Annotated in this window: 18 protein-coding genes; 11 read left to right on the plus strand and 7 right to left on the minus strand. The window is 75.5% G+C overall.

Going from position 1 to position 25,911, the window contains the following annotated elements:
- Positions 1-27 precede the first annotated feature (27 nt).
- Positions 28-672: a DUF3043 domain-containing protein gene (locus ACPFP2_RS13635; protein WP_424089504.1), complete on the plus strand. Its 645-nt coding sequence runs from the start codon at positions 28-30 to the stop codon at positions 670-672.
- 70 nt (positions 673-742) lie between these two features.
- On the opposite strand, the gene ACPFP2_RS13640 is transcribed toward ACPFP2_RS13635, so the two are convergent.
- Genes ACPFP2_RS13640 through ACPFP2_RS13650 form a run of 3 tightly spaced genes read right to left on the minus strand, consistent with a single transcriptional unit; the run spans position 743 to position 3,274 of the window.
- Positions 743-1,714, minus strand: a complete 972-nt coding sequence (locus tag ACPFP2_RS13640) for an ABC transporter ATP-binding protein (protein ID WP_424089506.1) — start codon at positions 1,712-1,714, stop codon at positions 743-745.
- Positions 1,711-2,526: an ABC transporter permease gene (locus ACPFP2_RS13645; RefSeq protein ID WP_424089508.1), complete on the minus strand. Its 816-nt coding sequence runs from the start codon at positions 2,524-2,526 to the stop codon at positions 1,711-1,713. Before ACPFP2_RS13645 ends, ACPFP2_RS13640 begins: the two co-directional genes overlap by 4 nt.
- A 28-nt stretch (positions 2,527-2,554) precedes the next feature.
- Positions 2,555-3,274 carry an ABC transporter permease gene (locus ACPFP2_RS13650; RefSeq protein WP_424089509.1) on the minus strand — a complete coding sequence of 240 codons (720 nt, stop codon included), beginning with the start codon at positions 3,272-3,274 and terminating at the stop codon, positions 2,555-2,557.
- A 291-nt stretch (positions 3,275-3,565) separates the two neighbouring features.
- On the opposite strand from ACPFP2_RS13650, the gene ACPFP2_RS13655 reads away from it, so the two are divergent.
- Together ACPFP2_RS13655 and ACPFP2_RS13660 are read left to right on the plus strand one after the other, a co-directional pair.
- Entirely contained in the window at positions 3,566-8,332 is a 4,767-nt protein-coding gene (locus ACPFP2_RS13655; protein ID WP_424089511.1) for a WG repeat-containing protein, read from the plus strand.
- Positions 8,333-8,390: 58 nt separating this feature from the next.
- Positions 8,391-9,389, plus strand: a complete 999-nt coding sequence (locus ACPFP2_RS13660; protein ID WP_424089512.1) for an aldo/keto reductase family protein — start codon at positions 8,391-8,393, stop codon at positions 9,387-9,389.
- A gap of 521 nt (positions 9,390-9,910) precedes the next feature.
- Here ACPFP2_RS13660 and ACPFP2_RS13665 read toward each other — a convergent pair.
- Complete coding sequence (locus ACPFP2_RS13665) at positions 9,911-10,708, minus strand: site-2 protease family protein (RefSeq protein ID WP_424089514.1); 798 nt, start codon at positions 10,706-10,708, stop codon at positions 9,911-9,913.
- The gene (locus ACPFP2_RS13670) at positions 10,708-10,908 is read right to left on the minus strand and encodes a hypothetical protein (protein ID WP_088975355.1); all 201 of its coding nucleotides are present in this window, start codon (positions 10,906-10,908) and stop codon (positions 10,708-10,710) included. The genes ACPFP2_RS13665 and ACPFP2_RS13670 overlap by 1 nt, the downstream gene beginning before the upstream one ends.
- Before the next feature lie 146 nt (positions 10,909-11,054).
- On the opposite strand from ACPFP2_RS13670, the gene ACPFP2_RS13675 reads away from it, so the two are divergent.
- The 4 genes from ACPFP2_RS13675 to ACPFP2_RS13690 all read left to right on the plus strand — a co-directional run bounded on the left by ACPFP2_RS13675 (position 11,055) and on the right by ACPFP2_RS13690 (position 17,245).
- Positions 11,055-13,097 (plus strand): protein kinase domain-containing protein, encoded by a 2,043-nt coding sequence (locus tag ACPFP2_RS13675; RefSeq protein WP_424089516.1) that lies wholly within the window; start codon positions 11,055-11,057, stop codon positions 13,095-13,097.
- A 48-nt stretch (positions 13,098-13,145) separates the two neighbouring features.
- A complete protein-coding gene (locus tag ACPFP2_RS13680) occupies positions 13,146-15,122 on the plus strand; it encodes a bifunctional adenosylcobinamide kinase/adenosylcobinamide-phosphate guanylyltransferase (RefSeq protein ID WP_424089518.1) in 1,977 nt (658 codons plus the stop codon).
- The gene (gene cobS / locus ACPFP2_RS13685) at positions 15,112-15,885 is read left to right on the plus strand and encodes an adenosylcobinamide-GDP ribazoletransferase (protein WP_424089520.1); all 774 of its coding nucleotides are present in this window, start codon (positions 15,112-15,114) and stop codon (positions 15,883-15,885) included. The genes ACPFP2_RS13680 and cobS overlap by 11 nt, the downstream gene beginning before the upstream one ends.
- A 64-nt stretch (positions 15,886-15,949) precedes the next feature.
- Complete coding sequence (locus ACPFP2_RS13690) at positions 15,950-17,245, plus strand: DUF2314 domain-containing protein (protein ID WP_424089521.1); 1,296 nt, start codon at positions 15,950-15,952, stop codon at positions 17,243-17,245.
- Positions 17,246-17,383: 138 nt separating this feature from the next.
- Here the strand turns inward: ACPFP2_RS13690 and gcvT are convergent, their stop codons facing one another.
- Entirely contained in the window at positions 17,384-18,511 is a 1,128-nt protein-coding gene (gene gcvT, locus ACPFP2_RS13695) for a glycine cleavage system aminomethyltransferase GcvT (protein ID WP_424089523.1), read from the minus strand.
- Positions 18,512-18,676: 165 nt separating this feature from the next.
- Here gcvT and ACPFP2_RS13700 point away from each other — a divergent pair, with 165 nt between their 5' ends.
- On the plus strand, positions 18,677-20,248 hold the full coding sequence (locus ACPFP2_RS13700; RefSeq protein WP_424089525.1) for a leucyl aminopeptidase: 1,572 nt from the start codon (positions 18,677-18,679) through the stop codon (positions 20,246-20,248).
- A gap of 254 nt (positions 20,249-20,502) precedes the next feature.
- On the opposite strand, the gene ACPFP2_RS13705 is transcribed toward ACPFP2_RS13700, so the two are convergent.
- Entirely contained in the window at positions 20,503-20,832 is a 330-nt protein-coding gene (locus ACPFP2_RS13705; RefSeq protein WP_424089526.1) for a hypothetical protein, read from the minus strand.
- Between the two features lie 178 nt (positions 20,833-21,010).
- Between ACPFP2_RS13705 and lpdA the strand changes: the two genes are divergently transcribed.
- The 3 genes from lpdA (at position 21,011) to ACPFP2_RS13720 (ending at position 25,911) form a co-directional block, all read left to right on the plus strand.
- The gene (gene lpdA, locus ACPFP2_RS13710; protein ID WP_424089527.1) at positions 21,011-22,402 is read left to right on the plus strand and encodes a dihydrolipoyl dehydrogenase; all 1,392 of its coding nucleotides are present in this window, start codon (positions 21,011-21,013) and stop codon (positions 22,400-22,402) included.
- A 73-nt stretch (positions 22,403-22,475) separates the two neighbouring features.
- Positions 22,476-24,335 (plus strand): 2-oxoglutarate dehydrogenase, E2 component, dihydrolipoamide succinyltransferase, encoded by a 1,860-nt coding sequence (sucB, locus tag ACPFP2_RS13715; RefSeq protein ID WP_424089529.1) that lies wholly within the window; start codon positions 22,476-22,478, stop codon positions 24,333-24,335.
- 244 nt (positions 24,336-24,579) lie between these two features.
- On the plus strand, positions 24,580-25,911 hold the full coding sequence (locus tag ACPFP2_RS13720; RefSeq protein ID WP_424089531.1) for a low temperature requirement protein A: 1,332 nt from the start codon (positions 24,580-24,582) through the stop codon (positions 25,909-25,911).

Here is a 25,911-nt window from a genome sequence, read left to right on the forward strand (position 1 = left end):
ACGTCGAGAACCGCCCGGTGCACCGTGATGTGCACCGGGCGGCGTCGTTTGGCTACCCTTCACCTCGTGCCGTCGCTGTTTCGTCGCAAGTCCGCCGACTCCGACTCCTCCGCCACCACGCCGGTGGTGACCGAGGAGCCGCCCGCCGCGCGTGCCCGGGGCTACACGCCCAGCAAGAAGGAGCTCGGGGTGCAGACCCCGAAGCGTCCCGGCGCCGGTCGCCGCCCGGCCGGGCCGGCGAAGCCGCTGACCAAGGAGGAGGCCCGGGAGCAGCGCCGCAGGGCGCGCGCCGAGGCCGCCGCCGAGTTCCGCCGCGAGGGCGGCCCGCGTGACCGGGGCCCCGAGCGGCTGCTGGCCCGCAACGTGGTCGACTCCCGGCGTACGGTCGGCACCTGGTTCTTCGGCGGCGCGCTGATCGTGCTGATCGGCTCCAACCAGGCGATGCCGCCGGCGATCCGGCTGGCCTCGAACGTGATCTGGGGGGCGCTCGCGCTCGGTGTGGTGATCGACTCGATCCTGATCTCGCGGAAGATCAAGAAGCTGGTCCGCGAGCGGTTCCCGAACAGCGGTGAGCGGATGGGCTCGCTCTACCTCTACGCGATCATGCGGTCGATCACCTTCCGCCGGATGCGCGCCCCCGCACCCCAGGTGAACATCGGCGACAAGGTCTGACCCGACCGGCCGTCCGACGGCCCTCGCCCGGCCGACCGGGTGGGGGCCGTCGTCCGTTGTTTCCGGGCGGTCAGCGCAGCGGGACGGCGGCCCGGTAGAGCCGGGCCACCACCTCCTCGATGTCCGGCTCCACGATCGAGATGTCGCGCAGCGTGGCCAGGCCGGCCAGCCCCGAGACCACCTGCGCCACGCCCGCCGACTCCAGCGCGTACACCAGGCGCCGCCCGTCGGACTCCACCCGCTGCAGCGCCGCGCCGGGCAGCACCGGGGCTACGGCCAGCGGGGCGTCCAGCTCGGCGACGACCAGCCGCCGGGAGCCGTAGCGGCCGTGCAGGTCGGCGATCGTGCCGTCGTGCACCACCCGGCCGTGGTCGATCACCACCAGCCGGCGGCAGAGCCGCTCGATGTCGGCCAGGTCGTGGGTGGTGAGCACCAGCGTCGTGTCGCCGGCCCGGCCCAGCTCGGCGAGGAAGTCCCGGACCGCCTGCTTGCTCACCACGTCCAGGCCGATCGTCGGTTCGTCGAGGAAGAGCACCTGCGGCCCGTGCAGCAGGGCGGCGGTCAGCTCACCGCGCATCCGCTGCCCGAGGGAGAGCTGCCGGACCGGGGTGTCGAGGAACCCGTCGAGGTCGAGCAGGCCCCGGCAGCGGCGCAGCCGGGCCGCGTGCTCGCCGGCCGGCACCCGGTAGACGTGCCGGAGCAGGTCGAACGACTCCCGCAGCGGCAGGTCCCACCAGAGCTGCGACCGCTGGCCGAAGACCACGCCGACGCGCAGCGCCAGCCGGGTGCGCTCGGCCACCGGGCGCAGCCCGCAGACCCGGACCTGCCCCGCCGACGGGGTCAGCACGCCGGTGAGCATCTTCAGGGTGGTGGACTTGCCGGCCCCGTTCGGACCGATGTAGCCGAGCATCTCGCCCCGCCGGACCCGCAGGTCCACCCCGTCGACGGCGGTGACCACGCGCTTGCGCCGGCGCAGCCGGCCGGCCCTGACCCGTACCGTGAACTCCTTGCGCAGCCCCTGCGCGTCGATGACCAGGCTCATGACCCCGTACTCCGGTAATGGCGGACACCGACGCGCCAGGCCGCGGCCGCGCCGGCGAGGGCGAGCAGCGCGACGCCCGGCGCGGCCCAGCCGGCCCAGGCCGGCAGGCCGAGCGGGTCGGCGCGGCCGAGCAGCGCGAGCGCCGGCTGGTAGCTGACGAAGGCGAACCCCAGCCCGTACGCGAAGGCCGCGCGGAACCAGCCGTCGAAGACCGTGACCGGGTACGAGGTGAAGTCACGCCCGCCGTAGGTGACCGAGTTGGCCAGTTCCCCCGACTCCACCCAGAAGAACGAGACGGTGGCGGTGGCGACGAAGACCGCGCCGAAGAAGACCACGGCCGCCAGCGGAGCGACGACCGCCAGCGCCACCCGGGCGGGCGTCCAGTCGATCCCGGCGGTGACCAGCGCCGTGACCCACACCGCCAGCCCGAACAGCGCCCGGGAGACCTTGCGCAGCGGCAGGTCCATCAGCAGCAACTGGGGCAGCGCGCCCAGCGGCCGCAGCAGCACGGCGTCGAGCAGGCCGGTGCGCACGTACCGGGGCAGCCGCTCGACGTTGCCGACCAGCAGGTCTGCGGTGGCGAACGCGACGGCGGTCAGCCCGACCATCACCAGCGTCTCGCGCAGGGTGAACCCGCCCAGCTCCCGGGTCACCCCGTAGAGCACCAGGACGGTCAGCACGTCGAAGACGGTGGCCCCGACATTGCCCAGCAGGTCGACCGCGAAGGAGGTCCGGTACGCCGTCTGGGAACGCGCCTGCGCCCCGAGCAGCGCCCGGTACGCGGCCAGCGTCCCGCCGCGCGGCTCAGCCACCTGGCACGCCGCCGTCCCGGCGGACGGCTCAGCCACCCTGCACCACCAGCCGGCGTTCGGCCCGGCGCTGCACCCACCGGCAGCCGGCCAGCAGGAGCACCGTCCAGCCGGCCTGGAGCGCGACCAACCCGAGCTGGGTGGGCGTCGGGTCCCGCTCGACCAGCACGTCGAGTGGGGTCTGCAACAGGCTCGGGAACGGCGTGCCGAGCCAGAGCGCCCACTGGACGCCCTCGGGCAGGAAGCGCAGCGGGAAGTAGAGCCCGGCCAGCACCCCGGAGCCGAGCGTCCAGAGGATCATCGGCCCGCGCACGTCCTGCAACCAGTAGGCGGTGGCGTTGACCAGGAACCGGCAGGCGAAGCAGAGCACCACGGCGAGCACCGCCGAGGCGAGGAAGAGCGGCAGGGTGGCCGCGCGGGTGGGCAGGTGGACGTCGAAGAAGAGGGGCCCGACCAGCACCGGGGGCAGCATCCGGGCCAGTGCGGCGTACCCGGCGCGGCCCAGGTCGGTGGCGAGGTAGCTGGTCACCGGGTGCACCGGGCGGAGCAGGTCGGTCGCGACGTCGCCGGTGCGGATCCGGTCGGCCAGGTCGGTCCAGCCCCAGAGCAGGACCACCGCGAGCAGCCCCTGGCCGGCCCAGACGAACGTCGCCAACTGCGCCCGGTCGTACCCGGCGGCCGCGCCGGCGGTGCCGGCCACGGCGAGCAGGACGTAACACTTGAGGAAGCCGAAGACCGAGTTGGTGACCACGCCCGCGACGGCGGCCTGCCGGTAGGTGGCGTATCGTCGGAAGCCAGATCGTGATATGGCCCAAAATGTCCGAAACCGTGGGATAACGTTTGAGTCCGTGGGCGGTGCCACAGTGGCGGTGACCGAGCCCACGCCGCTACCCTCCATCCAGCCATGCCGTGCCGGGGCGGGCGACTCTACCGGCAGGTGAGGGCCCCGGCACGACAATTTCCAACGAGGTGACACCGCCGTGAGCGAGCGACGCGAGCCGGGCATCGGGCCGCGCCGCACGCGCGACGTCGAGGGCCCTCGATGAGCAGCGGCTACCGCTGGCACGACCCGGCCGAGCCCTCCTGGGTGGTGGAGCCGACCACCGAATGGCACCCCCAGTTTCCCGGCCAGCGCTACCCCGGCGACATCGGCTCCCGGCACGTCCCGCCGCCCGCGCGCGGTCGCGCCGCCGCAGTCGGCCGCGCCGAGGTGCCCCCGCTCGCCCCGACCCGCCCCGACGGCACGTACCTCGGGCGGTCCTGGGCCGACCACGACGAGGACCTGTCCCGCTGGAACGGACACCCGGTCGACGACGAACGACCCGAGGACGAGCCGTACCGGCCGCCGGCCGGCGAGCGGATCTGGGTACGCGAACGCCGCCAGCCCGAGCCGGACCGGCACGCCGGCCGCCCCGAGCAGCAGCGCCCCGGCCCCACCGAACGCTCTCGCGAGGCCGCCTGGCACCGCGACCGCGGCACCCCCGACCGTGGCGCCCCCGACCGTGGCGCCCCCGACCGTGGCGCCCCCGACCGTGGCGCCCCCGACCGTGGTGGCCCCGACCGGTACGACGGCCGGCCGCAGCGCCCCGCGGCCGGCGTCACCCCGGTCTCCCCCGGCCCTCGGCCCGAGCCGGTCCGGGGTGGTGAGCCCGGTTGGCTGCCCGAGCCGGGCGAGGCGCTGCCGTCGCACCGTGCCGGCGGCGGGCCCGACCGGCGGCGCGACGCCCGCGAGCCGGTCCCCGGCGACCACCGGGGCCGCACCGACCACGAGTTCCCCGGCCGCTACCGCGAGCACGACGAGCGCCGCCGCGAGCACGACGACCGCCCGCCGGCCCCGCGCGGGTACGACGACCGCCGCCCGCACGGGTACGACGACGGCCACCGGCTGCCACCCCGCCCGGACGAGCGGTCGCAGCGCGGCTACGACGACCAGCGGCGCAGCGACCCGCCTCCGCAGCCGGACGGGTACCGCCGCCCGGACGAGCGGCCGTACGTCGACGAGCGCCGGCGCGCCGAGGAGCGCGGCCCCTGGCGCGAGTCGTCCGGCCGGGCCGAGGCGTACCCGGACCGGCGCCCACGGGAGGCCGTGCCGCCCGCCGAGGCGTACCGCGAGCCGTGGACCCGCGACCGTGACGCCGGGCACCGGCCCGGCCCGGCACGGCCCGAGTACGCGCGCCGGCCGGAGCCCCGTCCCGACCAGCGCCGCCCGGCGGAGCCCGGGCCCGACGCCCGGCCGGCCCGCCCCGACGACCGGCCCGCCGCGCGCGGCCCGGTCCCCGGCACCGCCGGGCCGGTCCCGCCGACCCGCCCCGACCACGGCCACGGTCAGGGCCACCGCCACGGTCAGGGCCCCGGCCAGGGCCCGGGGACGCCGGCCCGTCCGGTTTCCGGCGCGCCGGTCTCACCCGCCCCGATCTCCCCCGCGCCGACCTCCGGTGTCCCCGTCCCGGGCGCTCCGGTGTCCGGTCCGCCCGTCCCGGGTGTCCCCGTGGCGGGCCCGGGCCGGCCGCCGGTACCGCCGGGCGTCGACGCCGGACGGCCACCCGTTGCGAACCGGGGCGTCGCCCAACCCACCGCGGACGGGCCGGCCACCGCCCGGCCGACCTCCGGCGCACCCACCCGACCGGTCACCTGGTCCACGGCCGACGGCCCCGGTGTCCCCCGGCCCACCTCGGGCGCGCCCGCCCGACCCGTTTCCGACCGGCCCGTCACCTGGTCCACGGCCGACGGGCCGGGCGTCCCCCGACCCACCTCCGGCGCACCCGTCGACCGGCGCGTGGCGGACCGGACCGCAGACGGTCCGGGCGTCACCCGCCCCACCTCGGGCGCGCCCACCCGGCCCGTCACGTGGTCCACCGCCGACGGTCCGGGTGTCCCCCGGCCGACCTCCGGCGCACCCGCTCGCCCCGACCAGGCCCGGTCCCGTACCGACCTGCCCGTCACCTGGTCCACCGCCGACGGTCCGGGTGTCCCCCGGCCGACGTCCGGCGCGCCCGTCGACAGGTCCACCGACGCCCGCCCGGTCTCCGGCGGCCCCGGCGGCGAGCCGGGTCCGCAGCCCGCGGCACGGGCGGCCGACGGTCCCGCCCTGGAGATCACTCCGGAACGCCCCCGTCGGTACGTCCCACCGCCGCCCACTCCCGCCCCCGTGACGCCCCCGGCCCGCACCTCCGTGCCCAACAGCGCGGCGGCGTGGTTCCGCCCGGCCAAGCCGGCGCCACCCCCGTCCGAGGACGCCCCGGCGACCGGGGCCCCCGCCGACCAGGGCGCCTCCTCCGGCGCCCCGGCTGCCCGCCAGTCCCCCACGGACGCCACTCGGACGACGCCGGCCCCGACCTCGCAGCGGACCGGGATCGCGCCGGCAGCGAACCCGGACGCGTCGCCGGCCGACGCCGCGCCGCCGACTCCCGGCCGAACGTCGGGGTCGGACCGGCCCGTCTCCGCCCCGCCCGGTCCCGCCACCGCCCCGGACCGCCCGGCCCCACCGTCGCTCTCCACGCCGGCCGGCCACGACGGCGTGGACGACGATGGATCGTCGGGGGTGGGCCCGAGGCCGCCGACCGGCGCGGTTCCCCGCGACCCGGTGGACGCCGGCCCGGTGCCGGTGGTCTGGCCCGCCACGACCCCGCCGGTCGTCCCGGTCGCGGATCCGCAGGAGAACCGGACGGCGCCGCCGGTCAGCGCCCGCCCGGTGTCCGCCCCACCTGCCCCGGTGCCGTCACCTGTGGCGCCCGAGGCGGCGCCGCGCCCGGCCGCGCCTGCCGACGCCGCCGGGGAGCCCGTTCCCCCGCCGGCCGCCCCGGTGCCGCCGGTGGTCGGGCGACCCGTCTCCGGGCCTCCCCTGGCCGCCCGGCCGGTGTCCGCCCCACCGGCCCAGGTCTCCGCGCCCCCGGCCCAGGTCTCCGCACCGCCGGCCGTCGGTGCGCCGTCGGAGACGGACCCGGCGGTTCGGCGACCCGGGGCAGCCGACGACGAGGTCGCCACGACGACCGACGAGGCGTTCCGCCCCGTCTCCGCGACGGCCGCTCCCGGGTCGTCGGAGCCGGCGTCGACCGTGCCGACCCCCACCGCCGAGGAACCGGTCGACCAACACGACCCGGAGCCGACCGCGACCGCCGCGCCGACCCCCACCGTCGAGGAACCGGTCGACCAGCACGACCCGGGCTCCACGGCGGCCGCCGGAGGTCCCGGCCCGGAGCCGGCCGAGGACGCGGCCACCAGGGTTGACGCCGCGCAGCCGGCCCCCGACGACGAGACGCACCCGGCGGAGTCGCCGGCCGCCTCGGCGTCCGTCCTGCCGCCGCGTCCGGCGAGCGCACCCTCGGTGCGGAACACCACGCCGGCGGACCAGCCCGACCCGCACCCGGTCGCCCCGGCGGACCACCCGACGGACGGGCCGGCTCCGCAGGCCGCCACGGCGCCGACGACGACCGCGCCGGACAGCGCGCCGTCGACACCGAAGTCCGCTCCGGTGGCCGGTGCGCCGGCCACCGCCACCGTCGCCCAGGGCGACCCGGAGCAGGTGCTGGCCGCGTACCGGTGGCGGCTCGACCAGGACACCCTGTGCGAGGTCGTCGACGACCCGGACGAGCTGCGGGCGCTCCGGCGGCGGCTGACCGAGAAGCTCGGCGTCTCCCTGGACAACCGGGCCCGGGCCCGGCTGCTGAGCCTGCGTGCCGTGGTCTCCCGCGTCGTGGACGACCTGGACGACGCCCTCGCCGACGGCCGGCTCGCCCTCACCTACGCCGAGGCGACCGGGGAGCTGCGGCGGACCGCCCTGGCCCGGGCCCGGCTGGCGGAGGTGCTGCGCCGCAAGGGCGAGCACGCCGAGGCCGACCGGCTGTTCGCCGAGGCCAACTCGACGGAGCTGCCGGACCGGCTGCGCGCGGCCCTGCACGAGCACGCGGGGCGGTCCTGCTACGACCAGGGCCGGCTGATGGAGGCGTGCGAGCACTTCGAGCGGGCGTTGGACCTGCGCCGCGCCGACGACCCGGAGCTGACCGAGCGGATCAGGATCTCGCTGGACGCCGTGCACGCGCGGGCGGCGGCCCGGGGCGGCTTCGGGCCGTACCCCCGGACCCGGGAGGAGGTGCTGCGCGGACGCCGCTCACCGGTGCCCACGTTCGACGGCGGCCTGGGTCTGTGGGGTTACGCGGACGCCGACGGTGAGCTGGTGATCGGTTACACCTTCGCCGAGGCGCAGCCCTTCGCCGAGGGCACGGCCTGGGTGCGCCGCCCGGACGCCCCGGGCTGGGAGCTGCTCGACGAGACCGGTGCGACCCTGCTCGCCCCGGCGTACGCGACGGTGCGCGCCTTCTCCAACGGCCTGGCCTGGGTGTCCCGGGGCGGCGACGCGGACTGGACGGCGATCGAGCCGGACGGCACCGAGGTGACGCACGGCGGCTTCGAGGAGGTACGTCCGTTCCGGGGCGGCGTGGCGGCGGTCCGCCGGGGCGGCTGGGGCGCGGTGAACCGCGACGGCCGGATGGTCGTCCCGCCCCGCTACCACGGTTTCCGCACGATGCTGGCCGACGGCCGGCAGGTGGACGGGTTCACCGACGAGGGGCTGGCCGTGGTGGAGGTCGGCGGCCTGCGCGGCGTGGTGGACCGCGCCGGGAAGGTGCTGGTGGCGCCGGCCCATCCGGCGCTGGTGATCCACCCGGTGGCCTTCCTGGCCACCGACGGCACCGGCCGCTGGGGCGCGTTGGACCGGCACGGCGCGTCGCTGATCGACCCCGTGCACCCGGGCCGGGACGCGGTGCTGGCCGAGATCGACCTGCTGCTGGCCGACGCCCACCCGGTGCTCTGAGCCACCCCGCCGCCGCGCCGACGGGTGGTCATGATCGGACCGGACTAGGGTCGGACGCATGGAATTCCGACACCTAGGCCGCTCGGGCCTAATGGTCAGCGAGATCTCGTACGGCAACTGGATCACCCACGGTTCCCAGGTCGAGGAGGAGGCGGCGCTGGCCTGTGTCCGGGCCGCCCTGGACACCGGCATCACCACCTTCGACACCGCCGACGTGTACGCCGGCACCCGGGCCGAGGAGGTGCTCGGCAAGGCCCTGGCGGGTGAGCGTCGCGAGGGGCTGGAGATCTTCACGAAGGTCTACTGGCCGACCGGCCCGGGGCGCAACGACCGGGGCCTGTCCCGCAAGCACATCATGGAGTCGATCAACGGTTCGCTGCGCCGGCTGCGCACCGACCACGTGGACCTCTACCAGGCCCACCGTTACGACTACAGCACTCCGCTGGAGGAGACGATGGAGGCGTTCGCCGACGTCGTGCACTCCGGCAAGGCGCACTACATCGGCGTCTCCGAGTGGAAGGCGTCGCAGATCCGCGAGGCGCACGCCCTGGCCCGGGAGCTGCGCATTCCGCTGGTCTCCAACCAGCCGCAGTACTCGATGCTGTGGCGGGTCATCGAGACCGAGGTCGTGCCCGCCAGCGAGGAGCTGGGCGTGTCGCAGATCGTCTGGTCGCCGATGGCGCAGGGCGTGCTCTCCGGCAAGTACCTGCCGGGGCAGCCGCCGCCGGCCGGCTCCCGGGCCACCGACGAGAAGTCGGGCGCCGGGTTCATCGCCCAGTGGCTGACCGACGAGGTGCTGACCCGGGTGCAGCGGCTCAAGCCCCTCGCGGAGCAGGCCGGGCTGACCATGCCGCAGCTCGCCGTCGCCTGGGTGCTGCAGAACCCGAACGTGGCCTCGGCGATCATCGGGGCGTCGCGGCCGGAGCAGGTGCACGACAACGTCAAGGCGTCCGGTGTGAAGCTCGACGCCGACCTGCTCAAGGCGATCGACGAGATCGTCGAGCCGGTCACCGAGCGGGACGCGGCCAAGACCGAGAGCCCGGCCCAGCGTCCGTGACACCCTGCCGGACCGGCGCGGCCTCCGCGCCGGTCCGGCCCCTTCCCGGGTACGCCGGTTCCCGGGTACGCCGGGCCTGACGCGCCCCGCCGCTGCGCGGCGGCTCCCGGCGGCACAGGCGTCGGCCCGATCGGGCCGTCGTAGCGGTGCGGCGTGCCGGTGCGCGCCACCTCGTCGGAACCGTGCGGTGCCTACGGCCGTGCCGGCGTCAGCGGGGTGGTGTGGTGCCGGCGCGGCCGGAACTGCGCAGGCCCGGCCGGCACAGACCGGGACTGCGTGACGGGAGCATGACGCGACCACGAAGCCGGGACCGCGTGACCGGCCCGACCACCTTCCGACGGGAGGAAGTGTGGGCGCTACAGACTTGAACTCACGGATGGATCGGTGCTCCGCCGATCCATCCGTGCGATCAGGTCCGTAGCGTCCGCAACCCTCACCCCGAGCGCCGGAGACGGTGTCGCAGACGTGCGGCGGCCGACGCGTCGACCGGCAGGCGGTGACCGGCAGGCGGTGACCGGCGGTCAGCCCTGCCAGAAGCGGATCAGCTCCAGGCCCAGCCCGTAGAGCCAGGGCGGCAGGCCGAGCAGGTCACCGATGGCGAAGACCGCGTCGAAGAACCAGCCGCCGATGCGCGGGTTCCACAGCAGCGCGAAGAGCAGGATGAAGCCGTACGGGGCGAACAGGTCGTACATCCGGCGGTACTGCGGGCTCAGCCAGGGCTGGATCATGTTGCCGCCGTCCAGGCCGGGCACCGGCAGCAGGTTGAGCAGGCTCGCAGTGAGCTGGAGGAACGCCAGCAGCGCCAGTCCGGCCCAGAACTCGACCGGCCCGCCGAACGCCTCGCTGCCGACTCGCAGCGCGGCCACCAGCACCAGGGTGAACAGCACGTTGGTGGCCGGGCCGGCGAGGCTGACCAGGGTGTGCCGCAGCCGGCCCGGGATGGCGTGCCGGTCCACCCAGACCGCGCCGCCGGGCAGGCCGATGCCGCCGAGCAGCACCACCACCACGGGCAGCACGATCGACAGCAGCGGGTGGGTGTACTTGAGCGGGTTCAACGTCAGGTAGCCCCGGTGGGCGATGTCCCGGTCGCCGGCCCGGAACGCGACCACCGCGTGGGCGTACTCGTGCAGGCAGAGCGAGACCAGCCAGCCCGACACCACGAAGAGGAACACGTCGAACCGGACGTTGCCGAACCCGTTCCAGGTCATCACCCCGCTGGCCACGAAGAGCGCGACCAGGGCGAGGAAGACCGGGCTGGGGCGGAACGCCGCCCGGGGTACGCCGAGCACCAGCGGCTCCCCCGGGCGGTCGTACGCCATCACTCCGCCGTCGGCAGCAGGCTCATCCGGTACTCGACCCGGTCGTCCTCGACGAGCGCGACCGAGGTGACGCCGGACGCCGCGAGCTCCCGCCAGGTCTGGCCGATCCACGATTCGGCGTCCGCCTGGCTGCCGAACGACTCCGTCGGCCCCTCGACCGTCGCGCCGTCCGCGCCCTCGTACCGCCAGCTCCACGCCATGCCGCGTCTCCCCTCGCCGCTCCACCGTCCCCGGGACGGACCCCGCAAGCGTAGTCGGCTCCCTGCCCGACGGCGCGACGCTCACCCGGGCCGGGAGGGGCCGCCGGGTGATCACCGGCAGCGCCACCGGCCGGTACGGTGGCGCGGTGCTGACTCAAGGAGTGGTGCTCAGCAACCGGTACCGGCTGAGCGAACGTGTGGCGACCGGTGGCATGGGCGCGGTCTGGCGGTGCCTCGACACCCTGCTCGACCGGGAGGTCGCGGTGAAGGTGCTGCTGCCGTCGCTGGTCGAGGATCCCGAGTTCACCACCCGCTTCCACGCCGAGGCCCGGATGATGGCCGCGCTGCGGCACCCCGGCATCGTCGCGGTGCACGACTTCGGCTCGGCGACGCTCGCCGACGGCAGCGAGGTCAGCTACCTGGTGATGGAGTACGTAGACGGGGAGCCGCTGGTCACCTGGGTCCGGCGGGCCGGCCGGCTCGACCCGGCGTCGACCATGTCCGTGGTGGCCCAGGCCGCCGCCGCGCTGCACGCCGCGCACGCCGCCGGCATCGTGCACCGCGACGTCAAGCCGGGCAACCTGCTGGTCAAGCGGGACGGGACGGTGGTGCTGGTCGACTTCGGCATCGCCCGCTCCAGCACCATGGCCTCGCTCACCGCGGCGCACATGGTGCTGGGCACCGCCTCGTACATGTCACCGGAGCAGGCGACCGGACAGCCCGTCTCGGCGGCCACGGACGTCTACGCGCTCGGCGCGGTGGCGTACTACTGCCTGGCCGGGCAGCCGCCATTCGCCGGGGAGAACCCGCTGCAGGTGGCCCTGCGGCACGCCCAGGACGAGCCGGCGCCGCTGCCCCCGGGCACCCCGCCCGCGGTGGCGGCGGTGATCGAACGGGCGCTGGCCAAGAGCCCGGGCGACCGGTGGCCCAGCGCGGCGGCCCTGGCCGACGGCGCCCTGGACGCCCGCGATGCCACGCTCGCCGTGCTGGCGGCGCCGCCGCGACCGCCGTGGGCGCTGGAGGGTCCCGCCCTGCCCACGCCGCCCGTCCCGTCCGACCCACCGACCCCGTCCGGCACGGTCCCGTCCGGCGCGGTCCCGTCCGGCGCGGTCCCGTCCGGCGCACCGGCCGAGGGCGACCCGTCGGGGGGATCGGTCGCCGCCGGCCCGTCCCTGGCAGTCGACGGACCGGCCCGCACCGGTCAGCCCGGCGGACCGGGACACCCGGGCGCTGCCGCCGCGCAGGCCGGCGTCGCTCCCGGCGTCGTGGCGCCCCCGTGGCAGCAGAGCGGCGCGCTCGCCGCACCGCCGCCGGGCGCGCCCGCTCCGGCCGGACAGCCGCCCGCCCCGCCGTTCCCGGCCGGCGGACAGCCGTACCCGGGCGGGCCGTACCCGGGCGTGACGGGTGGGCAGCAGGCGACGCCACCGGCGGGCTACCCGAGCCGGTACGCGGCGACGGAGACCAGCCCGACCCGGGAGGACCCGGCCGGCGGCGGGGTCCGGCGGCGCCGGATGGCGCTGGCCGGGGTGGCGGGAGCGGTGGTGGCCCTGCTGGCCGGGGTCGGCGCGGTGGTGGCGCTGCAACCGGACGAGCCGGCCCGGGGCGGCGGCACGGCGCTGCCGGAAGGGTCGGCGCCGGCGGTGGTCCCGCAGCCGGTACCGGAGGCGAGCGGCACGCGCAGCGCGCCGCCGAGGCCCGGCGCGAGCGGCACCGGCACCCGGTCGGCTTCGGCGGCCCCGACCGCCGGCACCACCGGGACGGCCGGCCCGCGCCCCGGCGGAGAGCCCGCGGCCGGCCCGTCCACCAGCACCGCCCCGCAGCCGGGTCCGACCACCGGCGAACCGCAGCGGAAGAACCCGTACACCCCGGCGCAGGTCTGCGGCAGCGGCTACCAGGTCGTCGACTCGGCGACGCTGACCTCCGGCGGCGTCCGCAAGGGCCGGGTGTACCTGCTGTGGAACGGCACGGTCAAGGCGAACTGCGTGGTCACCATGAAGGACACGGCGGTCGGCGAGCGGACCACCGCGTCGGCGTACCTGGAGGTGCAGGGCAAGCCCCGCAGCACCGACAGCGGCACGTTCGAGTACTACGCCGGACCGGTCCGGGCCGGGGCCGCCGGCACCTGCGTGAAGTGGGGCGGCGCGACCGGCGGCGCCAGCTACGGCAGCGGTTTCGAGCACTGCGGTTGAGTCCGGGCCGCCCGGCGGCGACGCGTCGGGCGGCCTTAAGGTACGGGCATGTCCGTTGACGGGTGGAAGACGGTCCTGGTGCTCGGCGGCATCCGCTCGGGCAAGTCGGAGTTCGCCGAGTCCCTGGTGGCCGACGCGCCGACGGTGCGGTACGTGGCGACCGCAGCCGCCGGCGACCCGGAGGACACCGAGTGGGCCGCCCGGCTGGCGGCTCACCGGGAACGCCGACCGGGCGGTTGGACCACCGAGGAGACCGCGGCGGACCCGCGCCGGCTGGCCGATGTGCTCGCCGCCGCCGGGCCGAACGAGACGCTGCTCGTGGACGACCTGGGCGGCTGGGTGACCGTGCTGCTCGACCCGGCCCACCAGCCCGCCGACGACGTGGCCACGGTGGCCGAACTGGCGGCGGCGGTACGCGACACCGAGGCGCGGGTGGTGCTGGTCAGCCCCGAGGTGGGGCTGTCGCTGGTGCCGACCACCCCGCTGGGCCGGGCGTTCACCGACGCCCTCGGCGCGGCGAACCGGGCCGTCGCCAACGCCTGCGACGCGGTGGCGCTGGTGGTCGCCGGCCAGCCGGTCTGGCTCAAGCCGGCCGCCGCCGCGCGGGCGGTCGACGTGCCCGCGCAGGCCCGTCCCGCCGTGCGGGGCGCGACCGGGACGCCGCCGACCGTCCCCGAGGCGCAGCCGTCCCTGCCGGAGTCGCCGACCCCCGAGGCGCACACGCCCCTGCCCGACGTGCTGACCCCCGAGGCTCCGGCCGTGCCGGCCCCGGCGGCACAGGCCGACGGCACCACCTGGGCCGCGCCCACCATGGCCCTGCCGATGGTCGCCACCGGCCTGGTCATCCAGCCCGGCATGGAGCTGCCGATGCCCGACGAGTACGCCGGGCCGCAGGCGGTCGACCGGCTCGGCACGCTGGACGTGCCGGGCGCCGGCTTCGGGGCGCTGGCGCGGGTGGTCGGCTTCGCCGCCGCCACCCAGGGCACCCCCACCCCCGTCCCCTGGTCGGCGGTGCGGGTGCTGCTGCTGCACGGCGACCACACCGGCGGGGCCGCCGCCGGAGCTCCGCCCGGTGAGTCGTCCCGTCTCGCCCGGCAGGCCCGCGCCGGCCGGGGCACCCTGGCCCGCCTGGCCGCCGAGATCGGCGCGAGCCTCCAGGTGGTGGACGCCCCGTCGTCCGCGCCGATGGAGCAGGAGCCGGCGCTGGGGGCCGCTGCCGTCGAGTCGGCCCTGCGGTACGGCTGGCGACTGGCCGAGGAGGCCGCGGACGCGGGCGTACAACTGCTGGTGCTGGGGGCGTGCGGCGCGGGCACCGAGGCGGCGGCCGCCGCGGTGCTCGCCGCGACCGCCGGCGCGGAGGCCCCGGCGGTGCTCGGCCGGGTGGTCACCGCCGACGGCGAGATCGACGACGCGGCCTGGATGGTGCGCTGCGCGGCGGTGCGGGACGCGCTGCACCGCACCCGCCGCTCCCCGCGCGACGCGAAGGACGTGCTGGCCGAGCTGGGTGGCGGGGACGTCGCCGTGGCCACCGGCGTGCTGCTCGGCGCGACCGCCCGCCGGCTGCCGGTGATGCTGGACGGCCCGGTCGGCCTCGCCGCCGGCATGATCAGCCGTGACCTGGCCGGGCAGGCCCGGCACTGGTGCCTGCTGGCCGACCACGGCGGTCACCCGGCGATCCGGCTCGCCGCCGACGTGCTCGGCCTGACCCCCCTGCTCGACCTGCGGCTGGGCCTCGGCGAGGGGGCGAACGCGCTGGCGGCGCTGCCGTTGCTGCGCTCGGTGCTGTCGCTGGCCGCCGGGCTGCCCACCCACCCACGGCTGGGCGGGCCGGACGTCGACGAGCCGGACTTCACCGAGCCCGAGCCGGCCGGGCCGGGGCCGACGACCACGTCGGAGCCCGACTTCGCCGAGCCGGAGCCCGCCGGGCCCGGCCCGACCACCACCGAACCGGACTTCACCGAGCCCGAGCCGGCCGGCCCCACCGGCCCACCGGAGCGGGACCCGTCCGGCCGGCGTGCCGGCTGAGCCGGGCCGCGCCGACGCCCTGCGGTTGGCGCTGACCACCTTCACCACGGTGCCGGTGCGCGCCGGTCGGATCGACCGGGCGGTGGCCGGCCGGGCGATGGCGCTCGCCCCGCTGGTCGGGGCGCTGCTCGGCGCGGCGCTGGCCGGGGTGCTGCTGCTGTCGGGCGCGTTCGCCCCGCCGCTGGTGGCCGCCGGGGTGACGGTGGGCTGCGCCGCCCTGGCCACCCGGGGCCTGCACCTGGACGGGCTCGCCGACACCGTGGACGCGCTGGGGTCGTACCGGCGGGGAGCGGCGGCGCTGGAGATCATGAAGAAGCCGGACGTGGGGCCGTTCGGGGTGGTCGCGCTGGTGGTCGTACTGCTGCTGCAGACGGCGGCGCTCGCGGAGCTGGCCGGTCGGTCGTGGCCGGCGGCGCTCGCGGGCGTGGTCGCCGCGACGGCGGCGGGCCGGCTCGCGGTGGCCTTCGCCTGCCGGCGTGGGGTGCCGGCGGCCCGGCCGGACGGGCTCGGCGCGCTGGTCGCCGGCACGGTGGGCCCGGTGGCGCTGGTGGCGGGCACGGTCGCCGTCGCGCTGGCGGCGGTCCCGGCGGCGCCGGGTCGCCCGTGGCAGGGGCCGCTGGCCGTGCTGGTCGCGCTCGCCGTCGCGGTCGGGCTGCTGCGCCACGTGGTACGCCGGCTCGGCGGCGTCACCGGCGACGTGCTCGGGGCCGGCGTGGAGCTGGTCACCACGCTGGTCTACCTCGGGGTCGTGCTGTCCGGCTGAACACGACGCGCGGCGGCGGGTAGCGTTTGCCCCGACGGCACCGGCGCGGCGCACTGGGGGACGCATGCTCATCACGGACGACTTCCTGCCGGTCCCGGTGCCGGAGTCGCTGAGCGCGACCTACCTGGTGCCGATGGCGGGGTTGCCCCGGGTGAGCCCGAAGACCGCGGTGCGGGCCCTCAAGGGACGGCTGGCCCCGCCGGTGCACGGGCTGGCGACGCAGATGCTGGACAGTCCGCTGATGAGCGTGGACACCCGGTCGATCGACGAGTTCCCGCAGCTGCCGCCGGACCTGCTCACCGCGTTCGGGGCCACCGAGGCGCAGCTGGGCCGGCTGGCCGCGGCGAGCCACCTGGTGGTGGTGCAGGCCGAGTACCGGCCGGGCTGGCCGCCGGCGCACGAGTGGGCGGCCCGGGCGGTCGCCGCCGCGGTCGCCGAGTCCGTCGACGGCGACGTGGTGGACGTCTTCGGCCTGCAGTTCCTCGACCCGGCGACGGCGCTGCGCTCGCTGCCCGACGAGCACGGCCGGGTACGCCTCGTCGACTGGGTGCTGGTGCCGTACTCCTCGGACGCGGAGGGGCTCTGGTTCACCACCAAGGGGCTGCGCCGCTTCGGGCTGCTGGAGTTGCAGACCCAGGGCGTGCCGGACCACCTCACCCGGGCCTGGGGCGCGGTGATGACCGGGGCGGCCCGCCGGCTGCTGCGGGACTGGACCGACGGGCTGGCCGGCGAGGAGGTGCCGGCGTTCGTGCAGCTGCCGGTGCTGGCCACGGTGACCGGGCACGACATCGCGGTGGCGTACGGCAATCCGGAGCAGCACGGCGCGACGGCCCCGGTGCTGCTGCGGCTGGAGCTGGACCCGGCCACCGACCCGGAGGCCGACTCGTTCCTCAGCCTGCGCCCGCCGCCCGGGCACCCGGGACCGGACGGGAAGTACTTCGCGGCGGCCTGCGCCACGCTCTTCTCCGGCATCCAGCCCGACGTCCGGTACGCCCGCTCGGGTGACGCGATGAGCCGGGCGGTCGCCACCGCGCGGGCCGGTCTGGACGACATCCGGGCCCGGTTCCTCGCCGGTCAGCTCCCCCCGGAGTCACAGCTCGTGGTGAAGTACGGCCTCCCCGGCGACGAGGGCCCCGAGTACGTATGGGCGGGGGTGACCTCGTGGGAGACGCCGGAGCGGATCGTCGGGGCGAGCGCCAGCGACGCCAACACCGACCCGACGGTGCGGATCGGCTCCCCGGTCGTGGTGGAGTCCGCGGACGTCGTCGACTGGGCCCTGCTGGACGGCACCGGCGTGATCGAGGGCGGCTGGACCCAGGCCGTCCTGGACGCCGGCGAACGCCCCCACCCCTCCCACTGACCCCACCCCACCGCGCCGTCCGCGCCCACCACCTGCGGTGATCATGAAGTTATCGCCCTGACACGCCGGGCGAGGAGGCGATAACTTCATGGTCAACGGCGAGGGGGTGCGGCGGGAGGGCCGTGCGGGGGGGTCGGGTCAGCTCTTGACCGAGGGCTGGACGAAGGGGGGCCGGGTGACCCGCATCTGGGCGCGGCGGCCCCGGATGTCGACCTCGACGACATCGCCGTCGGCGAGCTTCGGGTCGGTGTCGAGCAGGGCCAGGGCGATGCCCTGCTTCTTCGTCGGGCTGAAGGTGCCGCTGGTGATCGTGCCGACCTGCGCGCCGCCCGCGTACACGGCCATGCCGGCGCGCGGGATGGCCCGGTCGACCGCCTCCAGGCCGCGCAGCGTACGCCGAGGGCCGGCGGCCTTCTCCGCGAGCAGCACGTCGCGCCCCCAGAACGCCGGCTTGTCCCAGCCGACCGCCCAGCCGGAGCGGGCCTGCACCGGGGTGATCTCCAGCGACAGGTCCTGCCCGTGCAGCGGGTAGCCCATCTCGGTGCGCAGCGTGTCCCGGGCGCCCAGCCCGCACGCCCGCAGCTCGACACCGGCGGCGAAGAGCGCGTCCCAGACCGCCACGGCGTGCTCGGCGGGCACCACCAGCTCGTAGCCCAGCTCGCCGGTGTACCCGGTGCGGCAGACGGTCAGCTCGGCGCCGGCCAGGGTGGCCGGGGAGAAGCTCATGTAGCCGTGCTCCGTCGGCAGGCCCAACGCGGCGAGCAGCTCCGCCGAGCGCGGGCCCTGCACGGCCAGCACCGCGTACGCCTCGTGTTCGTCGGTGACGGTGATCCCGGCCGGCGCGGCGGCGCGCAGCCGGCGTACCACCTCGGCGGTGTTCGCCGCGTTCGGGATGAGGAAGACGTGGTCGTCGGCGTGCAGGTAGGCGATGATGTCGTCCACCACGCCGCCGGTCGCGTCGTCGCAGCAGAGCGTGTACTGCGCCCGGCCCGGCCCGATCCGGCCCAGGTCGTTGCTGAGGCAGGAGTTGACGAACCCGGCCGCGCCGGGCCCGGTGATCCGCGCCTTGCCCAGGTGCGACACGTCGAAGACGCCCACGGCGGTACGCACCGCCGTGTGCTCCTTCAGCACGCCGCCGCCGGCGTACTCCAGCGGCATCTCCCAGCCCCCGAAGGGGGCGAACTTGGCGCCGAGAGCGGTGTGCCGCTCGTGCAGCGGGGAACGGCGCAGCCGGGTCGCGGCGGCGTCGGGGGTCACGTCCGTCATGGGTGGGAACTTACCGGGAGCTGCACCGCTGGTTAGCATCGGCGGGACCCGTCGGGACAGTGTTCCGCGGGACAGCCATGCTTCCGGCGGGTAGGTTGCCGCCGGAAGACCTTCATCGCCGGTACGCGACGACGCGACCGGCCCGGCCCGCCCGGAGTAGCTTCAGTGACATCGCCCAGCACCACCCTGAGCCTGGTCGACACCGACCCCGCCGAGCTTGCCGTCGACGCGATCGTGATCGGCGTGCACAGCCAGACCGGAGAGCAGGACGCCACGAGCGGCCTCGCCGGCACCCTGCTGCTGGCCAGCGGCGCGGAGAGCATCGCCGCCGCCTTCGACGGCAAGCTGACCGAGACGCTGGCGCTGCTCGGCGCGACCGGCGCTCCGGGCGAGGTGACCAAGCTGGCCACGCTGGGCACCGTCACCGCCCCGGTCGTCGCCGCCGTCGGACTCGGTCCCGAGCCGACCGGCGCCGCCCCGGCCCCGGAGACGCTTCGCCGGGCCGCCGGCGCGGTCGTCCGGGCGCTCGCCGGCGCCGCGCGCGTGGCGCTGACCCTGCCGCTGCCCGACGACGCCGACGCCCCGGCCGCGCTGCGCGCCGTCGCCGAGGGTGCGCTGCTGGGCGGCTACCGGTTCGCCGGATACAAGACCAAGCCGCAGCCGACCCGCCGCGAACCGGTCACCGAGGTGCTGATCGCCGTGCCGGACGCCGCCGACACCACCGCCCGCGGCGAGATCGAGCGGGCCACCGCGGTCGCCGGTGCGGTGCGGACCAGCCGCGACTGGGTGAACACCGCCCCGAACGAGCTGCGTCCGCCGGCCTTCGCCGAGGCGGTCGCCGAGGCCGCCCGCGCGGCCGGGCTCGGGGTCGAGGTGCTCGACGAGGCGGCGCTGCGCGCCGGCGGGTACGGCGGCATCATCGCCGTCGGCCAGGGCTCGGAGGCCCCGCCGCGCCTGGTCAAGCTCACCTACACGCCGTCCGGCGGCGGCAACGGCAAGCGGGTGGCGCTGGTCGGCAAGGGCATCACCTTCGACACCGGCGGCATCTCGATCAAGCCGGCGCAGGGCATGTGGGAGATGAAGTCCGACATGGCCGGGGCCGCCGCGGTGGGCGCCGCGATGCTGGCGATCGCCGCGGTGCGGCCGTCGGTGGCGGTGACCGCGTACCTGCCGATGGCGGAGAACATGCCGTCGGGCACCAGCTACCGCCCGGGCGACGTGATCACCATGTACAACGGCAAGAGGGTCGAGGTGCTCAACACCGACGCCGAGGGCCGGATGATCCTCGCCGACGCGATGGCCCGGGCCTGCGAGGACGGCACCGACTACCTGTTCGAGACCTCCACCCTGACCGGCGGTCAGGTCGTCGCGCTCGGCAAGCGGATCGCCGGCGTGATGGGCACCCCGGAGCTGTGCGAGCGCGTCCGGGTCGTCGGCGACTCCGTCGGCGAGCCGGCCTGGCCGATGCCGCTGCCGGACGACGTACGCAAGGGCATGGACTCCGACGTCGCGGACATCTCCCAGGTCAACGCGGGCATGGACCGGGCCGGTCACATGCTCCAGGGCGGGGTCTTCCTGCGCGAGTTCGTCACCGAGGAGGTGGCGTGGGCGCACATCGACATCGCCGGCCCGGGCTACCACTCGGGTGAGGCGACCGGCTACTGGACCAAGGGCGGCACCGGCGTCCCGGTCCGGACCCTGGTGCAGCTCGTCGAGGACGTCGCCGCCAACGGCTGACGGGTTCCCGACACCACGACGGGGCGCCTCCCTCCGGGGAGGCGCCCCGTCGCCATTCCCCACTTGCCCACTCCCACCCCCTGCCCGCACACCCCCACCGCCCCACCGCCCCACCGCCCGCGACGGCAGCCCAAGATCCGCACTATTTCACGGAAAGAGTGGCCATTCCGCGCGGAATGGCCACTCTTTCCGTGAAATTGCAGCCGGTCGACGGCGAGGGGCGGGCGCGGTGCGGCGACGGGTGGGTGGGTGGGTCAGAAGAGTTCGGGGCGGCGCTTGCGGCGTTCGTTGTAGTCGCGCATGCGCTGCGGATAGCCCATCAGCCGGACGTCGTAGATCGGGATGGCGAGCCGGTGGGCGAAGCGTCGGGCGCCCTCGGGGCCCTCGACGCGTCGGCGGGTCCACTCCCCGTCGTCGGCGATCAGGATGACGGTGGTCTCGGTGACCGTGGTCCGCGGCTCGATGTACGCCTCGACCCCACGCCGGGTGCGGACGAAGTTCTCGAGATGGTCGAGGTCGGCGCGGTCGGCGGGGCGGTCACGGCTGACACCGACCGCCTTCTTACGTCGTCGGAAGAACCCCACCCGACTTCTCTCCTCCCCCGTGCGTCATCGAAGTCGGTGCCAAGCGTACGTGTCGGCGACGTGTCGTTGGGCACCTCACTACGCGCGCTGTGCGCAGTGGTGACAAGATGACCGAGGTGGGGTGTGCCTGTTACCCCGCCGTGACCCCCGATGCAGCGACGCGACCTGGGAGTTGGACGTGAGCGAGCCGAACGAAGCGACCTTCGACATCGTCATTCTCGGAGGTGGCAGCGGCGGCTACGCGGCGGCGCTGCGTGCCGCCCAGCTGAACCTCTCCGTCGCCCTGATCGAGAAGGGCAAGCTCGGGGGCACCTGCCTGCACAACGGCTGCATCCCGACCAAGGCCCTGCTGCACGCGGCCGAGGTCGCCGACTCCACCCGCGAGTCGGAGCAGTTCGGCGTCAAGGCCGAGCTGCTCGGCATCGACATGGCGGCGGTGAACTCGTACAAGGACGGCGTGGTCTCCCGGCTGTACAAGGGCCTGCAGGGCCTGGTGGGCAGCGCGAAGAACATCACCTTCGTGGCGGGCGCCGGCAAGCTGGTCGGCAAGAACGTCGTCGAGGTGGACGGCAAGCGCTACACCGGCCGCAACGTCGTCCTGGCCTCCGGCTCGTACGCGAAGAGCCTGCCCGGCCTGGAGGTCGACGGCGAGCGGATCATCACCAGCGACCACGCCCTGACCCTGGACCGCGTCCCCTCGTCGGTGATCGTGCTCGGCGGCGGCGTGATCGGCGTGGAGTTCGCCAGCGTGTGGAAGTCCTTCGGCGTGGACGTCACCATCGTCGAGGCGCTGCCCCGGCTGGTCGCCGCCGAGGACGAGGAGTCGTCGAAGGCGCTGGAGCGGGCCTTCCGCAAGCGGAAGATCAACTTCAAGGTCGGCAAGCCGTTCGAGAAGGTCGAGAAGACCGAGAACGGCGTCAAGCTGACCATCTCCGGCGGCGAGACCGTCGAGGCCGAGCTGCTGCTGGTCGCCGTGGGCCGCGGCCCCAACACCGCCAACCTCGGGTACGAGGAGCAGGGCGTCAAGATGGACCGCGGCTACGTGCTGACCGACGAGCGGCTGCGCACCAGCGTGCCGAACGTCTACGCGGTCGGCGACATCGTGCCCGGCCTCCAGCTCGCCCACCGCGGCTTCCAGCAGGGCATCTTCGTCGCCGAGGAGATCGCCGGCCAGAACCCGGCCGTGATCGACGAGGCCGGCATCCCGCGGGTCACCTACTCCGACCCGGAGCTGGCGTCGGTGGGGCTGACCGAGGCGAAGGCCAAGGAGCAGTACGGGGCCGACAAGGTCAAGAGCTACAACTACAACCTGGGCGGCAACGGCAAGAGCCAGATCCTCAAGACCACCGGCTTCGTGAAGCTGGTGCGGGTGGAGGACGGTCCGGTCGTCGGCGTGCACATGGTCGGCGCCCGGGTCGGCGAGCTGATCGGCGAGGCCCAGCTCATCTACAACTGGGAGGCCTACCCGGCCGAGGTGGCGCAGCTCGTGCACGCCCACCCGACGCAGAACGAGGCCCTGGGCGAGGCGCACCTGGCCCTGGCCGGCAAGCCGCTGCACGCGCACGCCTGATCGAGAAGTGATTCCGCGGCGTCCGGCGGCAGACGGGCGTGATCGCACCAGGGGAATGAAGGAGTCTTAGAAGATGCCGGTATCGGTCACCATGCCTCGGCTCGGCGAGAGCGTCACCGAGGGCACCGTCACCCGCTGGCTCAAGCAGGAGGGCGACACCGTCGAGGTCGACGAGCCGCTGCTCGAGGTGTCGACCGACAAGGTCGACACCGAGATCCCGTCCCCGGCGGCGGGCGTGCTGAGCCGGATCGTGGTCGGCGAGGACGAGACCGCCGAGGTGGGCAGCGAGCTGGCCGTCATCGCCGGTGAGGGCGAGCAGGCCGGTGGCGGCGAGGCCGCCCCGGCCCAGGAGGCCGAGCCGGCCGCCGAGCCGACGGCCGCCGCCGAGGGCACCGGCCCGGAGCCGGAGCAGGAGCAGCCGGCCCCGGCGGAGCCGCAGGCGCAGGCCGCCCCCGCGCCGTCGGGCGAGGGCACCCCGGTGAAGATGCCGGCCCTGGGCGAGAGCGTCACCGAGGGTACGGTCACCCGCTGGCTCAAGCAGGTCGGCGAGACCGTCGAGGTGGACGAGCCGCTGCTGGAGGTCTCCACCGACAAGGTGGACACCGAGATCCCGTCCCCGGTCGCCGGCACCGTGCTGGAGATCAAGGTGGCCGAGGACGAGACCGCCGAGGTCGGGGCCGACCTGGCGATCATCGGTGCGGCCGGCGCCGCCCCGGCCGAGGCGAAGCCGGAGCCCAAGCCCGAGCCGAAGGCGGAGCCCAAGCCCGAGCCGAAGGCGGAGGCCAAGCCCGAGCCGAAGCCGGAGCCGAAGGCCGAGGCGAAGCCCGAGCCGAAGGTCGAGGAGCCGACCCCGGGCATGTCGTACAACGAGCCCGCCGCGGAGGCCGAGGTCGCGCAGCAGCCGGCCAAGGCCGAGCAGGCGGCGCAGCCGGCCGCCCCGACGCCGACTCCGCAGCGTCCGACCGCCCCCGCCCAGGGTGGCGGCGAGGAGGCCGCGGGCTACGTGACCCCGCTGGTACGCAAGCTCGCCGCCGAGCACGGCGTCGACCTGTCCTCGATCAGCGGCACCGGCGTGGGTGGCCGGATCCGCAAGCAGGACGTGCTGGAGGCGGCCGAGAAGGCGAAGGCCGCCAAGGCCGCCCCCGCCCCGGCGCAGCAGCCGGCCGCCGCCGCTGCCGCCAAGCCGGCCGCCAAGCCGCAGCCGAGCGCGAAGCGTGGCACCACCGAGAAGCTGCCGCGGATCCGGGCGGCCATCGCCAAGCGGATGCAGCAGTCGCTGCACGAGATGGCGCAGCTGACCACGGTGGTCGAGGTGGACGTCACCCGGATCGCCAAGCTGCGGGCCCGGGCGAAGGACTCCTTCCAGCAGCGGCACGGGGTCAAGCTGTCGTTCCTGCCGTTCTTCGCCCTCGCGGCGATCGAGGCCCTGCAGGCGCACCCGATCGTCAATGCCAGCATGGACCTCGACGCCGGGACGATCACCTACCCGGACGCGGAGCACCTCGGCATCGCCGTGGACACCGAGCGCGGGCTGCTGGTGCCGGTCATCCACAACGCCGGTGACCTCAACCTCGGCGGCATCGCCAAGCGGGTCGCCGACCTGGCCGAGCGCACCCGGACCAACAAGATCAGCCCGGACGAGATCGCCGGGGCGACCTTCACGCTGACCAACACCGGCAGCCGGGGCGCGCTCTTCGACACCCCGATCGTGCCGTCGCCGCAGTCGGCGATGCTCGGCACGGGTGCCGTGGTCAAGCGTCCGGTCGTGGTCAACGACCCGGAGCTGGGCGAGGTCGTCGCGGTCCGGTCGATGGTCTACCTGGCCATGTCCTACGACCACCGGCTGATCGACGGCGCCGACGCGGCCCGCTTCCTGGTCACGGTCAAGGAGCGGCTGGAGGCCGGCAACTTCGAGGCCGAGCTGGGTCTGTGACCCGGTAGGAAACTGCCCGGAAGGGGCGCGCGGCACCCGCCGCGCGCCCCTTCCGCGTCCCGCTCCCGCGCCGCGCCGCACCCTTCCGCGTCCCGCTCCCGCGCCCCGCCGTGTGCCACTCCGCGCGAGGCGGCGCGAGGGCGGCGCGGCGCGGGCGCGGCTGGGCGCGGCGCGGCTCGGGCGGGAGCGGGTGAAGACCCCGATTCCGGCCCAGGGCCCGGGTGGGCGCTGGCAGACTCGACCGGTGGGCGGCGGGCGGGGGCGGGGTCGGCTGGGACCGGCCGTGGCGGTCGCGCCCGGAGCCCGGGTGGACCGGTTCGAGATCTTCTTCGACCTGGTCTTCGTCTTCTCGTTCTTCATCATCACCCGGGCCACCGCCGTGGAGATCACCGGTCAGGCGCTGCTGCACGGCATGCTGGTGCTGGCGGTGCTCTGGTGGACCTGGGTGGTGCACAGCGTGGTGGCCACCCGGATCCGGCTCGGTGAGGGTTTCGTGCCGGTGCTGATGGTGGTCGGCATGGCCGCGCTGTTCTGCTTCGCGCTGGCGCTGCCGCAGGCGTTCGGCGACCCGCGACGGAGCACCACGGGGCCGGTGGTGGTGGCGGTCAGCTACGTGGTGATCCGCGCCGTGCACATGGTCCTGTACATCGACGTCGTACGGGACACCCCGCACGAGCGTCGCCAGGTGTTCCGGTTCCTGCCGGAGATCGTGTTCAGCACGCTGCTGCTGCTCGGCGCGGCGCTGATCCCCACCCACATCGACGACCTGGGCCGGGCGGGGCTGGTCCGGGACGGCCTGTGGATGGCCGTGGTGGTGCTCCAGTACAGCACGGGGATCATCGGCGGCACCTGGGGCTGGGGGGTCGCCTCGGCCGAACACTGGACGGAGCGCTACGACCTGATCCTGATCATCGCGCTGGGCGAGTCGGTGATCTCCGTCGGGGTGGGCAGCGATCTGCTCGGGCAGCCGCCGAGCTGGCCGGCGGTCGTCGCGGCCGTACTCGGCATCTTCTTCACGGCCGCCCTGTGGTGGGCCCACTACGACGTGGTCGGACCGGCCGCCCGGATCGCCCTGCACGCCACCCTGGGCCGGGCCCGGGTGGCGATGGCCCGGGACGCCTACGCGTACTGCTACCTGCCGATGATCGCCGGGATCATCCTGTTCGCGCTCGGGGCGGAGGGGATCGTCCACGACGTCACCAACCCCGCTGTGCCGGTCACCGAGCCGGCGCAGGGCATCCATGCGCCGGTGCTCTTCGTCGGGGTGATCCTCTACCTCGTCGGCAACATGCTCTTCCAGCTGCGTACCCTGCACACCCTGTCGTGGAGCCGGGTCGGTGCCGTGCTCCTGCTGGCCGCCGCCATCCCGGTCAGCGAACACCTGCCGGGGCTGGCGACGCTGTCGGTGCTCACCGCGATCTGCGTAGGCCTGGTGGCGGTCGAGGTGATCACCATGAACGACGCCCGGCAGGCGCTGCGCGACGTGGTCTTCCAGGAACGCACCACCCACGAGGCGCAGGAGGCGGCGTTCCGGGCCCGCTGGCACGAGGACGGGCCGGACGAGCAGCGGCAGTGA

Source organism: Micromonospora citrea, assembly GCF_049629545.1.
Classification (GTDB): Bacteria; Actinomycetota; Actinomycetes; order Mycobacteriales; family Micromonosporaceae; genus Micromonospora; species Micromonospora citrea_A.

Bases quoted from the DNA above. Each gene is read 5' to 3' on its own strand.
- ACPFP2_RS13635 (WP_424089504.1), top strand. From the start codon at position 28: ATGTGCACCGGGCGGCGTCGTTTGGCTACCCTTCACCTCGTGCCGTCG.
- ACPFP2_RS13640 (WP_424089506.1), bottom strand. From the start codon at position 1,714: ATGAGCCTGGTCATCGACGCGCAGGGGCTGCGCAAGGAGTTCACGGTA.
- ACPFP2_RS13655 (WP_424089511.1), top strand. From the start codon at position 3,566: ATGAGCAGCGGCTACCGCTGGCACGACCCGGCCGAGCCCTCCTGGGTG.
- ACPFP2_RS13660 (WP_424089512.1), top strand. From the start codon at position 8,391: ATGGAATTCCGACACCTAGGCCGCTCGGGCCTAATGGTCAGCGAGATC.
- ACPFP2_RS13665 (WP_424089514.1), bottom strand. From the start codon at position 10,708: ATGGCGTACGACCGCCCGGGGGAGCCGCTGGTGCTCGGCGTACCCCGG.
- ACPFP2_RS13670 (WP_088975355.1), bottom strand. From the start codon at position 10,908: ATGGCGTGGAGCTGGCGGTACGAGGGCGCGGACGGCGCGACGGTCGAG.
- ACPFP2_RS13680 (WP_424089518.1), top strand. From the start codon at position 13,146: ATGTCCGTTGACGGGTGGAAGACGGTCCTGGTGCTCGGCGGCATCCGC.
- ACPFP2_RS13690 (WP_424089521.1), top strand. From the start codon at position 15,950: ATGCTCATCACGGACGACTTCCTGCCGGTCCCGGTGCCGGAGTCGCTG.
- gcvT (WP_424089523.1), bottom strand. From the start codon at position 18,511: ATGACGGACGTGACCCCCGACGCCGCCGCGACCCGGCTGCGCCGTTCC.
- sucB (WP_424089529.1), top strand. From the start codon at position 22,476: ATGCCGGTATCGGTCACCATGCCTCGGCTCGGCGAGAGCGTCACCGAG.